The following is a 15,226-nucleotide window of genomic DNA, read 5'->3' on the forward strand; positions in this document are numbered from 1 at the left end:
GCGCGCTGCTCACCATAACACATGGCAAGCACGAAGTCCCGCCAAGTGATTTGCCGCCAAGATCAACGCCGAGCATGCCCGCCTAGCGCGCTACGGAGGCCGTCCGTGAGGCCGATCGCGCTGAAGCCCGTGGCGTGGCCATTGCGGATGGAGAGCTACGGTGGTCCCGCGTGGCGATATAGGTTCAGCGCGCGCGCGATGATTTAAAAACGTCATCCCACTTTACACCAAGCAGGGGCGCAATCAGAGCAAGAAATATCGCCCATGCTATCACTATGATAGGCAGTGCGATTGGGACAAGCTTGAGCAGGATCAACATCACTGTGCTCCGTAGGTGAACGGAACCAGACTGGCGAACAGAGCCAACAACGGAATGACAAGCGCCGGTATCCAAAAATTGAGGCTCATTGGTGCTGAACCGGAAGTATGAACCATCCAAGCGCAACCCGAGCGAGTGTGCAAGAGAAATGCACTGCAACAAGCGGCGGATCGCCGGTCGCGCCGCCTCCTATTTTTCGTTTCGCTAGCCGTTACCGACCCGGTCTATTGGTGGAAGCCGAGGCCTTCTAGGAACGAGGGCGGTTGCGTACTTTGCGCAGGTTGTTCCTGCGCGCGCGCATCCTGTATGGGCGTCGGGGCCAGCCCCTGTGCATTTTGCTCCCGTTGGACGACCCTGGCTCGGGGCTTCGGAACGTCCCGGATCTCTGCCCGGGCATTTTGTGCGGACTTGGCCTTCGGGTGCTTTGGCATGGGCTGCGCGGGCGCTGGGGCATTTTCCGCGACCGGCGCTGGCGCGTCTTGCACGGGCTGTACGGGCTCAACCTCTGCCCGTGCATCTTCCTTGGCTGACCAGGCCTGGAATTGCCTGAACAGGACTTCGCTCCGCGGCTCACTATTTTCCGCCTGGGTCTGATTGGCGGGTTCAGCGGCGGAAATTGCGCCGTGATCGGGCGCGCTCCTTGCTATCGACAGGGAACCCTGAGCGTCACGGGTCAATCGAATTTTTGAAGTCGATTGATCGGTACTAGGCCAACGGGCAGAAAAGTCGGTTCGTGAAGCCGTGATGTCTGCAAAGACCTTCACGGGATTTCCCCACGACAGCGCAATCGCAATACCGACCAGTGTCACCGTCATAACCAAAATACCCGCATTGAGCAGCAACAACGAGCCCCGCTGCTCATCTTCCTCAGCATGACCAGAGAGAAAGAGAGGCAAGGGATATTCTGGAGCGAAACTGTCTTCCGTCGGCACTGGTGACGACTCCTCTTTTTGACCCTTTCAGCCAATAGCCTGTTATCGAGGTCCAAAAGCGGAGGAATCTTGATTTCACTTGGGCCGGGGATCAAGCGCTCGACAGATCCCGGCCGGGAGAGCCGAGGAGCCTGCTGACAAGGGCGGAAGTCTACTCGTGATCTCCTTTCGCGGCAGGCGAGAGTCCTTTCGGAGTCTGGAAGATGGGATCAACAAAAAGTTGAACTTGTTAGCCCGCCAGCCGCGCCGGTTGCCGTCGCTAGGTCACGGCTGTCGCAAACCTTCGCATTGCGGATGCCTTCGACTGCGTAGATTAACCCTAACGGTGGGGAGTCTTTGCAATCTTCTTAAGGATTCGTTAACGGTCTCCTTCAAGCAAGAACTCTTTGGGGGCTGCATGGAAGGCAGCGCCGGGGCGGCACTGATGATGAACCACGAAGTCGTCGCTGATAACGTCCGCCGCTACCGCGCCATAGCGTCGCTGTGCCGCCAGGCGGCGGCATTTCGGCCCGCGCAGAAGTTGTCATTGCTGGAGCAGGCCAACGATTGGGAATTCCGAGCGATCTGTGAACTGGAGGCTTACCTCGAGCTCGCCGACGTCGCTTGAAGGAAACTCCGGCCTCGTTGAGCTCGCAATTTCTCTCAGCCCTGACGACGTAGGGAGATTTCAAGAGATCTGCGCGCTACCGTACTTTTCGCGAGCGCGAGACGTTCATGACAGCAGTATTCACGGCGCCTGAAGCATAAGCGACGGCGCCGATAGCACAGAAGGTGTAACGGGCAGCGGCCGGCGACACGTGGCCGCCGTCCGAGGCAGCAATAAAACATTAACACTTGTGACCGATAGCCGACGCTGTGACCACCCAAGCGACGGCTTTTTGCCGCCGGCTTGCCGTCAGATCGGCTGAAGAATCACGTCTGTTTCGATCGTTCGTTTATTTGAGGAGATTTTGCAGTGGCTATGGGAACGGTGAAGTGGTTCAACTTGACGAAAGGCTACGGCTTCATCCAGCCAGACGCAGGCGGGCCGGATGTGTTTGTCCATATCTCGGCTGTCGAGAAGGCTGGATATACCGGTCTCGCTGAGGGCGCCAAGATCAGTTACGAACTGGTACCAGGACGCTCCGGGAAGGTCTCGGCGGAAAAACTGCGCATAGGCTAATGGTCTCGCTCCATGACCGTTCAAAGTATCGCGTTTAAGGCCGACGCAATTCGCTGTGTCCGCTGCGACCGGCAGGCTGAGCTGATGTTCAACATCACAAGTCCGAAGGACAGTCGAACGCTTCGCATCTTTCGCTGCGAATGCGGGAAACTGACTTCGGCTGAGGTGCGCTGCCGATAGCGGAATGAGAGGTCAGGACGCGAGGCCCCGGTCTCGCGTCTAAGAAATGACCGCAGCAGCCGAATGACGCGACGGTCCGGGTTAGGAAAGCCGCGTTTGAATGATATCGCCTCGATGCGCGGCCCGAGAACGAAAACAGGATGGGGTCGTGACCTGACCGGGTGGTGACCCCCGGGAGGTCGGAGGTTCGAGCCCTGCCACTCCTGCCAGCCAAATCAACGACTTGGCGTCTTTTCTGAGCGGGCTTGGATAATCTGGGTCAACTGGACCCGATTCGAGCCGATCGAAACGTCAGCGCTACGCCGACTTTCGCTCAAAGAGTGATCAAAGCGAGCGTCGCTCAATTCGCAGTGTCCACCACCGCGTGGGTCGCACCTGATTTGTCACGCCGATTCGCGAATTGCAGCGCGCTCATCTGGCGCTTGAAAGAGTTTCACTTCCGCCTCTGCGCGAAGCTGTGCACCGTAGGCGTCATTGCAGTTCACTGATTGCAGTCCGCGCGACTGCAACAGCAGGGGGTGTCGGACACAAGCGACGTTCGACACCAGCAGAACCCGGCAACGACGACTCTCCTTCAAAAGATTCAGCCAGGGACACAGCTATGTCAGACTTCACGCCTCCTTTAACGCATGCCACCGGCACGCCTGTGGTGGACAACACCAACATCCAGACCGCTGGTCCGCGCGGGCCGGCGCTGCTGCAGGACATCTGGCTGATCGAGAAATTGGCGCATTTCGATCGCGAGGTGATTCCGGAGCGCCGCATGCATGCGAAGGGATGGGGCGCGCACGGTACGTTTACCGTGACGCACGACGTCACCCGCTACACCAAGGCCAAGATCTTCTCCGAAATCGGCAAGAAAACCCCGATGTTCGCCCGCTTCTCGACCGTGGCAGGCGAACGTGGAGCAGCCGATGCCGAGCGGGACATCCGCGGCTTCGCGCTGAAATTTTATACCGAGGAGGGGAACTGGGACATCGTCGGCAACAACACACCGGTGTTCTTCTTCCGCGATCCGCTTCGCTTCTCGGATCTGAACCACGCCATCAAGCGCGATCCGCGCACGGGCTTGCGTTCGGCGGACAACAATTGGGACTTCTGGTCACTGCTGCCGGAGGCGCTGCACCAGGTCACGATCGTGATGTCGGATCGCGGCATCCCCAGGAGCTTCCGGCATATGCACGGCTTCGGAAGCCACACCTTCTCGATGATCAATGCCAGGAATGAGCGGGTCTGGGTGAAGTTCCACTTCCGGACGCAGCAAGGCATCAAGAATCTCACCGACGAGGAGGCGGCGGCCATCGTCGCTCAGGACCGCGAGAGCAATGGCAGGGACCTGCTCGAAAGCATCGAGCGCGGCGACTTTCCGCGCTGGACGCTTCTCATCCAGGTGATGACCGACGCGCAGGCGAAGGCGTTCCGTTTCAATCCGTTCGATCTGACGAAGGTCTGGCCAAAGGCCGATTTTCCCCTGATCGAGGTCGGCGTCATGGAACTCAACCGCTATCCCGATAACTACTTCGCCGAGGTCGAACAGGCTGCATTCTCTCCGGCGAATATCGTTCCCGGCATCGGCTTCTCGCCGGACAAGATGCTGCAAGGACGGCTGTTCTCGTATGGCGATACGCAGCGTTACCGGCTCGGCGTCAACTTCAACCACATCCCCGTGAATGCGCCGAAATGCCCGTTCCACAGCTATCACCGTGACGGGCAGATGCGCACCGACGGCAATCTCGGGGCCACCCCGATGTACTGGCCCAATAGCAAGGGCGTATGGACTGATCGCAACGAAGGCCTGATCGAGCCGGCGCTGCCGATTGAGGGCGACGCCACCTATTGGGACCATCGGGTCGACGACGACCATTATGAACAGCCGGGCAATTTGTTTCGGAAGATGAGTCCGGCGCAGCGGAAACTTCTCTTCGAAAACACCGCCCGCGCGATGAGCGACGCCCGGGCAGAGGTGAAGCAACGTCATATCGCCAACTGTGCGAAGGCCGATCCGGCCTACGGAGCGGGGGTCGCGAAGGCGCTGGCGATCGCCCTCGATCGCGCGGCGGAATGAACGGTTCGGACGCGAAGCACCCGACATACCCATTTGCGGAGTCACAGATGATGAAAATCGACGGAATCGTCATTCCCGACAGCAAACTCTGTCGGGAGATCACCGAACTCGTGCGGGATACGGAGCCGGACCTGCTCTTCAACCATTCGAGCCGGGTCTACTATTTCGCCGCATTGACCGGCCTTCGCCGTGGCCTCAACTTCGATCGTGAGCTGCTTTACGCCGGTGCGATGTTTCACGACATGGGCCTCACCCCCAGGCACAGCAGCCCGCACGAGCGATTCGAGGTCGATGGCGCCAACGCCGCCCGCGATTTTCTCGAGACCCGCGGCATCAACACGGTTGATATCGATCTTGTCTGGACCGCGATTGCCCTGCACACCACACCGGGTATCCCGGTCCACATGCATCCGGTCATCGCGCTTATTACAGCCGGGGTTGAAATGGACGTGCTGGGAATCGCCTACGAAAAGTTCCCTGATGCGCAGCGCGAGGCTGTCGTTGCGGCCTATCCGCGTTCGCCGCGGTTCAAGGAGGACATTATCCAGAGCTTCTACGACGGCATCAAAAAGAAGCCGCAAACGACTTTCGGCAACGTCAAGGCCGATGTGATCGCCGACAAGGAGCCGCACTTTCACCGCGGCAATTTCTGCGAGGTGATCCGTGCGTCGCGCTGGAAGGGTTGAGCGCGAGGCGTCGGACCGTTGGCGCGTGCCTCGGGCCGCTGGCTACTGATCCAGATTGGGATGCTTGCCCGGCTTGCGGCCGCCCGGATTGGGATTTCCGCAGGTGTCGAACTGGTCATTCGGGTTGAAGATCGTGATGCGCAGACCCCGCAGATCGGCCTAGGCCGGCGGCGCTGGTCGGGGTCTCCTCTCCTAGAGGTCGCCGTTGGCGTCGAGCCGGAAAACCCGCGTTCGATCCCCCGTGACGCCGGTCACGCCAAGGAGTAAGCCATTGATCCCAAGGCGGTCCGCAGCCGCCGGGGGTGGGCGGGCGAAGGGCTGCCGGCTCAAGCGCGGCTTGACCTTTCGCCCCTCCCGCAGTACATACCGCGCAACCCGCAGCCGGCCCGTTTAGAGACGGATTTCCGGCGCGGCCCTTGAAATCCCCGAACAATCGAGCCCGCATGCCGGCTCATCCTTCCAAGTGCGAGGGTTGGGCGGCGAAAGGCTGTTCGGTTTCCTTGAAACTCTTATAAATACGTCTGGCGTATCAACGATGGCTTTCAGCCCGTTCAAATTCCTGCAGGAAGTGCGCTCGGAGACCGCCAAGGTCACCTGGCCGACTCGTCGCGAGACCACCATCACCACCATCATGGTGTTCGTGATGGTCGCAGCAGCCTCGATTTTCTTTTTCGCCGCGGATCAGATTATCCGCCTTCTCGTCACCTTCGTGCTGGGCATCCACTGATGGCAACCGCAGCAGTCCAAGCTTCCGACAAGCGCTGGTATATCGTCCACGCCTATTCGAACTTCGAGAAGAAGGTCGCCGAGTCCATCCGCGAGCAGGCCAAGCAGCGTGGGCTCGAGGAGCTATTTGAGCAGGTCCTGGTTCCGACCGAGAAGGTCACCGAGGTCCGCCGCGGCCGCAAGATCGACGCCGAGCGCAAGTTCTTCCCAGGCTATGTGCTGGTGAAGATGAGGCTCACCGACGAGGCGTTCCATCTCATCAAGAACACCCCGAAGGTCACCGGCTTCCTCGGCGCGGAAAACAAGCCGATGCCGATCTCGGAAGCCGAGGCGATGCGCATCCTGCATCAGGTGCAGGAGGGCGTGGAGCGGCCGAAGGCCTCGGTCTCGTTCGAGATCGGCGAGAATGTGCGCGTGGCCGATGGCCCGTTCGCCTCATTCTCGGGCGTGGTCGAGGAAATCGACGAGGCGCGTTCGCGCGTGAAGGTCGCGGTGTCGATCTTCGGCCGCGCAACGCCGGTCGAACTGGAATTCGGTCAGGTCGAGAAGGTCTGACCGCAATCACGCGAGGCACGCTTCGCGTGGAAGAGGACGTGGGAGGAGAGGACGGTGAGCCAGCCGCTTCCGATCCGCACCACGAACCTGAAACCGCAGGCCGCAAAGCCTGCCAAACAGGAGAAGTAAATGGCAAAGAAAGTGACCGGATACCTGAAATTGCAGGTGCCGGCCGGGGCGGCGAACCCGTCGCCCCCGATCGGCCCCGCGCTTGGTCAGCGCGGTCTGAACATCATGGAGTTCTGCAAGGCGTTCAACGCCCAGACCCAGAAGGAAGAGAAGAACACCCCGATTCCCGTGATCATCACGATCTACGCGGATCGCTCCTTCACCTTCGAAATGAAGACGCCGCCGATGTCCTACTTCCTGAAGCAGGCGGCCAAGATCCAGTCCGGCTCCAAGGCGCCGGGCCGCGACAAGGCCGGCAAGGTGACCAAAGCGCAGGTGCGCGAGATCGCCGAGAAGAAGATGAAGGACTTGAATTGCGACACCATCGAATCGGCCATGAAGATGGTCGAGGGCTCCGCCCGTTCGATGGGTCTGGAAGTTGCGGGGTAAGCGGCGATGTCAGTCGGAAAGCGTTTGAATAAGGCCCGCGAGGGCGTTGATCGCGAGAAGCTTTATGCGTTGCCTGAGGCCATCAAGATGGTCAGGGAGCGTGCAAAGGCGAAGTTCGATGAGACCATCGAGATCTCGATGAATCTCGGCGTCGATCCCCGTCACGCCGACCAGATGGTCCGTGGCGTCGTCAACCTGCCGAACGGCACCGGCCGCACGGTGCGCGTCGGCGTGTTCGCGCGCGGCGCCAAGGCAGACGAAGCCAAGGCCGCGGGCGCCGATGTCGTTGGTGCCGAGGACCTCGTGGAAAAGGTCCAGGCCGGCAATATCGACTTCGACCGCTGCATCGCCACCCCCGACATGATGCCGCTGGTCGGCCGTCTCGGTAAGGTGCTCGGTCCGCGCGGCATGATGCCGAACCCGAAGGTAGGCACCGTGACCATGGACGTCACCAGCGCCGTGAAGGGTGCCAAGGGCGGCTCGGTCGAGTTCCGGGTCGAGAAGGCCGGCATCGTGCAGGCCGGCATCGGCAAGGCCTCGTTCTCCGAGGACAAGCTGGTCGAGAACGTGCGTGCGCTTGCGGATGCCGTTGCCAAGGCCAAGCCTGCCGGCGCCAAGGGCACCTACATCCAGCGCGTCGCGGTGTCCTCGACCCAGGGAGTGGGCGTCAAGGTCGATACGAGCACGCTGCTCGCTTAAGGCCTGGATAGAGAAATGATCAAGGGGCGGGATTGGGCAGCCAATTCCGCCCCTTTCATTATGTGGCGGACGGAAGACAACAGAAATGCTCGACAAGGTCCTGGTCTATTCGCGCTTTCCCAAATCGCTGATGCGGCGCATCGGCGAACGCTTCGAATTGCTCGATGCCGGAGGCAAGCCGCCGCATGAGGTATTTCCTGCGCAAGAACTCGCCGGCCTGCGCGCAATGATCACCGCCGGCTCTACGCCGCTGGGCGGGGAGATGATGGACCGGATGCCGAAACTCGGCGCGATCGTTTGCTATGGCACGGGCTATGACGGCATCGATCTGAAGGCGGCCGCCCAGCGCGGCATTGCGGTCGGGCACAGCCCGGGAGCGAATGCCTCTTCGGTCGCCGACATCGCGCTCACCTTGATGCTGGGAGCGGTGCGACGGCTCGTCGTCGCCGACGGCTATGTCCGCAGTGGCGATTGGGCGGCGGCAAAACCATCGCCGATGATGCGCCCGCAGCAAGGCATGCGCGGGCGGAAAGTAGGCCTCTACGGCATGGGCGCGATTGGCCGCAAGATAGCGGACCGTGCCGCCGCGTTCGAGGCAGAGGTCGGCTATTTCAGCCGCAGCCAACACGACGTGCCGCACCGCTATTTTCCTTCGCTCGAAGAACTCGCCGAATGGTGCAGCGTGCTGCTGGTTGCGGTGCGCGCCGGGCCCGAGACGAACCACGTCGTGAACGCCGATATTCTCAAGCGGCTCGGCGCGGACGGTTATGTCGTCAACATCGCGCGTGGCTCGGTGATCGACGAGGCGGCGTTGGTGGCGGCGCTCAAGGATGGCACGATCGCCGGTGCCGGTCTCGACGTCTATGCGAGGGAGCCCAATCCGCCGGGTGAACTGACTGCACTTCCCAATGTCGTGCTGACGCCACATATCGGCGGCCACACGCTTGAGTCGCATCAGGCCATGCAGGACTGCGTGATGGCGAATCTGGCCGCGTATTTCACGGGGAGGCCGCTGCCCTATGTGGTAGAGGGCGCCGGCTAGCGCCCCAACCGGCCGATTTCGGCGGTAAAATGGCAGGATCAAACTGGTGTGAATTTTGCTCTTGGCAAGCCGTATCAGACGGGCTAAAGAGCACGTTCTGGACGTGCTGGCCTCCGCTGGCAGGTCCGTGCTCGCATTCCGAATAGACGACGAATAGGAGATCATTCCTTTCAGCATATCCTTGCGGATTGCCCGAAAGGAAGGGAACCGCTTCGTCCCTTTTGTCAGGCGTGCGGGCAAGGGGTCGTCCGGCTTGCCGGATCGATCCCGATCCTGTCCGAGACTGCAGGCGCCCGCGGGGAAATTTCTAATTTCTCCAACGGCTTAATCGCATGGCCTGCATAGACGGGTGAAGACCGGATCTGGCCTGGACGCCGCGCGCTCTGCACGTGGCCAAAGGCGATTTGGTTCGAACCTCGACACCCCGTGGAAGCCGAGAAGGCTTTATCGGGAGGGCAGGCTTTACGATCGTCGTCTTGCCCGGGTCGCCGGGGCCTCTCAAAGCCCTGGAAGCGGAATTTGGGCGGGACGATGGGTGCAACCCGGCGGCCCCGCTTATGATGCGAAGGCCGCCAACCGGAGAGAGCTTGCTGTGGAACGAGCGGCAAAAAAAGAGGCGGTCGAACAGCTCAACGGGGTCTTCAAGGCCACGAGCGTCGCGATCGTTGCTCATTATTCCGGCCTCACCGTGGCCCAGATGCAGAAGCTGCGCATGCAGATGAAGCAGGCTGGCGCGTCGGTGAAGGTCTCGAAGAACCGTCTCGCCAAAATTGCTCTTGAAGGCACGGACGTCGCTGCCATCGGTTCCTTGTTGAAGGGGCCGACCGTGATCGCAACTTCGAATGATCCGGTCGCGGCGCCGAAGGTTGCTATCGAGTTCGCCAAGACGAACGAGCAGTTCGTCATTCTGGGCGGCTCGATGGGCAAAACCGTCCTGAATGTCGACGGCGTGAAGGCGCTTGCCTCGCTGCCGTCGCTCGACGAACTGCGCGGCAAGCTTGTCGGCCTCATCGTGGCGCCGGCGACCAAGCTCGCTCAGCTCTCCAACGCGCCCGCAGCCAAGCTCGCGCGCGTCATTCAGGCTCATGCCTCAAAGGGCGAAGCGGCCTGACGCCCTTCGCAAATCTCAAACCCTGGTTCGAACCAAATCGCTTAAGGAAACTGAACAATGGCTGACTTGCAGAAAATCGTGGACGACCTCTCGAGCCTTACCGTGCTCGAGGCGGCTGAGCTCGCAAAGCTCCTGGAAGAGAAGTGGGGCGTCTCGGCTGCTGCCGCGGTTGCGGTTGCCGGCCCGGCTGGCGCGGGCGGCGGTGCTGCGGCTCCTGCTGAAGAGAAGACCGAGTTCACCGTCGTGCTGGCGGCCGCCGGCGACAAGAAGATCGAGGTCATCAAGGAAGTCCGCGCCATCACCGGCCTGGGCCTGAAGGAAGCCAAGGACCTCGTCGAGGGTGCGCCGAAGCCTGTGAAGGAAGGCGTGAACAAGGAAGAGGCCGACAAGATCAAGGCCCAGCTCGAGAAGGCTGGCGCGAAGGTCGAGCTCAAGTAATCACTTGGGCGCAATCCCCGGGCGAGCGGAGCTCGTCCCGGGGATCCGGCTCCCCGAAGATCGTCGATGGCCGGTCAAGCCCGGCTGCGACGGAGTGGGGAGGGTGGCGTCCGGGCCGCAAGTTGAGGCTCGGGAGCGGAATTGGGCGATGCCCCGGCCGCAAGCCGGGGAACCGCTGCAAGAGGCGTGCAATGGGGCAGCCCGGATGTGCGTCAAACACGAAAAAGTGTGGGGATACGCGGGCTTGCCCCTCGAATCTCCACGATTGTCATCCCATATGGGACGGCAGCACGAAAGCACGGTCTTGGGTGGCAGCGGCGGCGTTTCCCCCTTTGAGCCGTTGGGAGATAGGCTATTTCGGGCTTTTGCAGTCCGTAAAGAAAGTGGTTTTGACGGGCGGGTGCGTACTTGCGCCCCGCACGTCGTTTTGCGTTTTGCAGGTCTGAAGAACAGATTCAGGACTAAATCGTTCCTGAAGCCGGGCTTCTCTCCTTCGAAATGATCGACATTCAACCCGGGGCGCGGTGGCGATCGCTCTCTGGAAGGCTCGCCCCCTTGAAGGGCGACGAAATGAGAGGCCCCGATGGCGCAGCAGACATTCACCGGTCGCAAACGCGTTCGCAAGTTTTTTGGACACATCAAGGAAGTCGCCGAGATGCCGAACCTCATCGAGGTTCAGAAGGCGTCCTACGACCAGTTCCTGATGGTGCAGGAGCCCCAGGGCGGGCGCCCGGACGAGGGCTTGCAGGCGGTGTTCCGCTCCGTGTTTCCGATCTCGGATTTCTCCGGCACCTCGATGCTGGAATTTGTTCGCTATGAGTTCGAGCCGCCGAAATATGACGTCGACGAGTGCCGCCAGCGCGGCATGACGTTCGCTGCGCCCCTCAAGGTGACGCTGCGCCTGATCGTGTTCGATATCGACGAGGAGACCGGCGCCAAGTCGGTCAAGGACATCAAGGAGCAGGATGTCTACATGGGCGATATCCCGCTCATGACCATGAACGGCACCTTCATCGTCAACGGCACCGAGCGCGTCATCGTTTCCCAGATGCACCGTTCGCCCGGCGTGTTCTTCGACCATGACAAGGGCAAGACCCATTCCTCGGGCAAGCTCCTGTTCGCCGCGCGCGTCATTCCCTATCGCGGGTCCTGGCTCGACATCGAGTTCGACGCCAAGGACATCGTCTATGCGCGTATCGATCGCCGCCGCAAGATTCCGGTGACCTCGCTGATGTTCGCGCTGGGTCTCGACGGCGAGCAGATCCTGTCGACCTTCTACAAGAAGATCCTCTACAAGCGCACCAAGGAAGGCTGGCGCGTTCCGTTCGACGCCAACCGTTTCCGTGGCTACTCGACGGTCAACGACCTGATCGACGCCGACACCGGCAAGGTCGTGCTCGAGGCCGGCAAGAAGCTCACCGTGCGCGCCGCCCGCCAGCTCCAGGAGAAGGGGCTGAAGGCGCTGCGGATGTCGGATGAGGAACTCGTCGGCAACTACCTCGCCGAGGACCTCGTCAACCCGAAGACCGGTGAGATCTATGCCGAAGCCGGCGAAGAGATCACCGAGAAGCTTTTGAAGGTGCTCAACGAGCAGGGCTACAAGGAGCTGCCGCTGCTCGACATCGACCATGTCAATGTCGGCCCCTACATCCGCAACACGCTGCACGCCGACAAGAACATGACGCGTGAGGACGCGCTGTTCGACATCTACCGCGTGATGCGTCCGGGCGAGCCGCCGACGCTGGACTCGGCGCAGGCCATGTTCCAGTCGCTGTTCTTCGACGCCGAGCGCTACGACCTCTCCGCGGTCGGCCGCGTCAAGATGAACATGCGCCTCGATCTCGATGCGCCCGACACCCAGCGCACGCTGCGCAAGGAAGACATCCTCTCGGTCATCAAGACCCTGGTCGACCTGCGCGACGGCAAGGGCGAGATCGACGATATCGACCATCTCGGCAACCGTCGCGTCCGCTCGGTCGGCGAGCTCATGGAGAACCAGTACCGCATCGGCCTGCTGCGCATGGAGCGCGCGATCAAGGAGCGCATGTCGAGCGTCGACATCGACACCGTGATGCCGCAGGACCTGATCAACGCCAAGCCCGCAGCGGCCGCGGTGCGCGAGTTCTTCGGCTCCTCGCAGCTGTCGCAGTTCATGGACCAGACCAATCCGCTCTCGGAGATCACCCACAAGCGCCGCCTGTCGGCGCTCGGACCGGGTGGTCTGACGCGCGAGCGCGCCGGCTTCGAGGTGCGCGACGTGCACCCGACGCATTACGGCCGCATCTGCCCGATCGAGACGCCGGAAGGTCCGAACATCGGCCTGATCAACTCGCTCGCCACGTTTGCGCGCGTGAACAAGTACGGCTTCGTCGAGACGCCGTACCGCAAGGTCAAGGACGGCCGCGTCACCGACGAGGTGGTGTACCTGTCGGCGATGGAGGAGGGCCGCTACACGGTCGCGCAGGCCAACGTGCCGCTCGATCCGAAGGGCCGCTTCACCGATGACCTCGTGGTGTGCCGTCACGCCGGCGAAGTGCTGCCGGTGACGCCTGACAAGGTCGACTACATGGACGTCTCGCCGAAGCAGCTGGTTTCGGTGGCCGCGGCGCTGATCCCGTTCCTCGAGAACGACGACGCCAACCGCGCGCTGATGGGCTCGAACATGCAGCGCCAGGCGGTGCCGCTGGTTCGCGCCGAGGCGCCGTTCGTCGGCACCGGCATGGAGGGCGTGGTCGCCCGCGACTCAGGCGCTGCGATCGCCGCCCGCCGCTCCGGCGTGATCGACCAGATCGACGCCACCCGCGTCGTCATCCGTGCGACGGAAGATCTCGATCCGACCAAGTCGGGCGTCGATATCTACCGTCTGATGAAATACCAGCGCTCCAACCAGTCGACCTGCATCAACCAGCGTCCGCTGGTGAAGGTCGGCGACATCGTCAAGAAGGGCGACATCATCGCCGACGGTCCCTCGACCGATCTCGGTGAGCTCGCGCTCGGCCGCAACGTGCTGGTCGCCTTCATGCCGTGGAACGGCTACAACTTCGAAGACTCGATCCTGCTCTCCGAGCGGATCGTGAAGGACGACGTCTTCACCTCGATCCATATCGAGGAGTTCGAGGTGATGGCCCGCGACACCAAGCTCGGACCGGAGGAAATCACCCGCGACATTCCGAACGTCTCGGAAGAAGCGCTGAAGAATCTGGACGAGGCCGGCATCGTCTATATCGGCGCGGAAGTGCGCGCCGGCGACATCCTGGTCGGCAAGATCACGCCGAAGGGCGAGAGCCCGATGACGCCGGAAGAGAAGCTGCTCCGCGCCATCTTCGGCGAGAAGGCCTCGGACGTGCGCGACACCTCGCTGCGGGTGCCCCCGGGCGTGCAAGGCACAATCGTAGAGGTGCGCGTGTTCAACCGCCACGGCGTCGACAAGGACGAGCGTGCGCTGGCGATCGAGCGGGAGGAGATCGAGCGTCTCGCCAAGGACCGCGACGACGAGCAGGCGATCCTCGACCGCAACGTCTACAACCGTCTCGCGGAGCTGCTCGAGGGACGGCAGGGCATCGCCGGCCCCAAGGGCTTCAAGAAGGACACCAAGATCACCCGCGCGGTGCTCGAGGAGTATCCGAAGTCGCAGTGGTGGCTGTTCGCCTCGCCCAACGACAAGCTGATGGCCGAGATCGAGGCCATGCGGAAGCAGTACGATGAGTCGAAGAAGGGGCTCGAGCAGCGCTTCCTCGACAAGGTCGAGAAGCTGCAGCGCGGCGACGAGCTGCCGCCCGGCGTGATGAAGATGGTCAAGGTCTTCGTCGCGGTGAAGCGCAAGATCCAGCCCGGCGACAAGATGGCCGGCCGCCACGGCAACAAGGGCGTGGTGTCCAAGATCGTGCCGATCGAGGACATGCCGTTCCTCGAGGACGGCACGCATGCGGACATCGTGCTCAACCCGCTCGGTGTGCCCTCGCGCATGAACGTCGGCCAGATTCTCGAGACCCATCTCGGCTGGGCCTGCGCCGGGCTTGGACGGCGCATCGCGCAGACCGTCGATGCCTATCTCTCGAAGCAGGACATCAAGCCGCTGAAGGAGACCTTGAAGCGGATCTATGGCGAGGACGAGACGATCAAGACGCTCAATGACAACGAGCTGATCGAGCTTGGCCGCAACCTCAGTCACGGCGTGCCGATCGCAACGCCGGTGTTCGACGGCGCCAAGGAGACCGATATCGAGGAGATGCTGAAGCTTGCCGGCATGGACGCCTCGGGACAATCGACCGTCTATGACGGCCGCACCGGGGATCCGTTCGATCGCAAGGTGACCGTGGGCTACATCTACATGCTCAAGCTGCACCACCTTGTCGACGACAAGATCCATGCGCGTTCGATCGGTCCGTACTCGCTCGTCACCCAGCAGCCGTTGGGCGGCAAGGCGCAGTTCGGCGGCCAGCGCTTCGGCGAAATGGAAGTGTGGGCGCTGGAGGCCTATGGCGCGGCCTACACGTTGCAGGAGATGCTGACGGTGAAGTCGGACGACGTCGCCGGCCGTACCAAGGTGTACGAGGCGATCGTGCGCGGCGACGACACGTTCGAGGCCGGTATTCCGGAATCCTTCAACGTGCTGGTCAAGGAAATGCGCTCGCTTGGCCTCAACGTCGACCTCCACAACTCGAAGGTCGGCCAGGCCCCGACGTCCGAGGCGGCCGAGTAACCCCGATCATCATGCCCGGCGTGCCGCGCCGGGCATCGGTGTCCTGTCCGC

General features: G+C 61.9%; 13 protein-coding genes. 12 read left to right on the top strand and 1 reads right to left on the bottom strand.

Features of this window, described 5'->3' with window-relative positions; genetic code table 11:
* Positions 1 to 543 precede the first annotated feature (543 nt).
* Positions 544 to 1,251 (bottom strand): hypothetical protein, encoded by a 708-nt coding sequence (locus tag A3AI_RS0135330; protein WP_024520057.1) that lies wholly within the window; start codon positions 1,249 to 1,251, stop codon positions 544 to 546.
* Positions 1,252 to 1,678: 427 nt separating this feature from the next.
* Between A3AI_RS0135330 and A3AI_RS0135335 the strand changes: the two genes are divergently transcribed.
* The 12 genes from A3AI_RS0135335 (at position 1,679) to rpoB (ending at position 15,175) form a co-directional block, all read left to right on the top strand.
* Positions 1,679 to 1,858 carry a hypothetical protein gene (locus tag A3AI_RS0135335; RefSeq protein ID WP_024520058.1) on the top strand — a complete coding sequence of 60 codons (180 nt, stop codon included), beginning with the start codon at positions 1,679 to 1,681 and terminating at the stop codon, positions 1,856 to 1,858.
* Between the two features lie 348 nt (positions 1,859 to 2,206).
* Entirely contained in the window at positions 2,207 to 2,413 is a 207-nt protein-coding gene (locus A3AI_RS0135340; protein WP_024520059.1) for a cold-shock protein, read from the top strand.
* A gap of 781 nt (positions 2,414 to 3,194) precedes the next feature.
* Complete coding sequence (locus A3AI_RS0135345; protein ID WP_024520060.1) at positions 3,195 to 4,658, top strand: catalase; 1,464 nt, start codon at positions 3,195 to 3,197, stop codon at positions 4,656 to 4,658.
* Between the two features lie 47 nt (positions 4,659 to 4,705).
* Positions 4,706 to 5,344 (top strand): HD domain-containing protein, encoded by a 639-nt coding sequence (locus A3AI_RS0135350; RefSeq protein WP_024520061.1) that lies wholly within the window; start codon positions 4,706 to 4,708, stop codon positions 5,342 to 5,344.
* A gap of 535 nt (positions 5,345 to 5,879) precedes the next feature.
* A complete protein-coding gene (gene secE / locus A3AI_RS0135360) occupies positions 5,880 to 6,071 on the top strand; it encodes a preprotein translocase subunit SecE (protein WP_024520063.1) in 192 nt (63 codons plus the stop codon).
* Positions 6,071 to 6,625 carry a transcription termination/antitermination protein NusG gene (gene nusG / locus A3AI_RS0135365; protein ID WP_024520064.1) on the top strand — a complete coding sequence of 185 codons (555 nt, stop codon included), beginning with the start codon at positions 6,071 to 6,073 and terminating at the stop codon, positions 6,623 to 6,625. The genes secE and nusG overlap by 1 nt, the downstream gene beginning before the upstream one ends.
* A 129-nt stretch (positions 6,626 to 6,754) precedes the next feature.
* Complete coding sequence (rplK, locus tag A3AI_RS0135370; RefSeq protein ID WP_011088164.1) at positions 6,755 to 7,183, top strand: 50S ribosomal protein L11; 429 nt, start codon at positions 6,755 to 6,757, stop codon at positions 7,181 to 7,183.
* Positions 7,184 to 7,189: 6 nt separating this feature from the next.
* Complete coding sequence (gene rplA, locus A3AI_RS0135375; protein ID WP_024520065.1) at positions 7,190 to 7,882, top strand: 50S ribosomal protein L1; 693 nt, start codon at positions 7,190 to 7,192, stop codon at positions 7,880 to 7,882.
* A gap of 85 nt (positions 7,883 to 7,967) precedes the next feature.
* Positions 7,968 to 8,924 carry a 2-hydroxyacid dehydrogenase gene (locus A3AI_RS0135380; protein ID WP_024520066.1) on the top strand — a complete coding sequence of 319 codons (957 nt, stop codon included), beginning with the start codon at positions 7,968 to 7,970 and terminating at the stop codon, positions 8,922 to 8,924.
* 592 nt (positions 8,925 to 9,516) lie between these two features.
* Complete coding sequence (rplJ, locus tag A3AI_RS0135385) at positions 9,517 to 10,035, top strand: 50S ribosomal protein L10 (protein WP_024520067.1); 519 nt, start codon at positions 9,517 to 9,519, stop codon at positions 10,033 to 10,035.
* Between the two features lie 57 nt (positions 10,036 to 10,092).
* On the top strand, positions 10,093 to 10,473 hold the full coding sequence (gene rplL / locus A3AI_RS0135390) for a 50S ribosomal protein L7/L12 (protein ID WP_024520068.1): 381 nt from the start codon (positions 10,093 to 10,095) through the stop codon (positions 10,471 to 10,473).
* 583 nt (positions 10,474 to 11,056) lie between these two features.
* The gene (rpoB, locus tag A3AI_RS0135395) at positions 11,057 to 15,175 is read left to right on the top strand and encodes a DNA-directed RNA polymerase subunit beta (protein ID WP_024520069.1); all 4,119 of its coding nucleotides are present in this window, start codon (positions 11,057 to 11,059) and stop codon (positions 15,173 to 15,175) included.
* Positions 15,176 to 15,226: the final 51 nt, after the last annotated feature.

Source organism: Bradyrhizobium sp. Tv2a-2 (genome assembly GCF_000472425.1).
Lineage (GTDB): Bacteria > Pseudomonadota > Alphaproteobacteria > Rhizobiales > Xanthobacteraceae > Bradyrhizobium.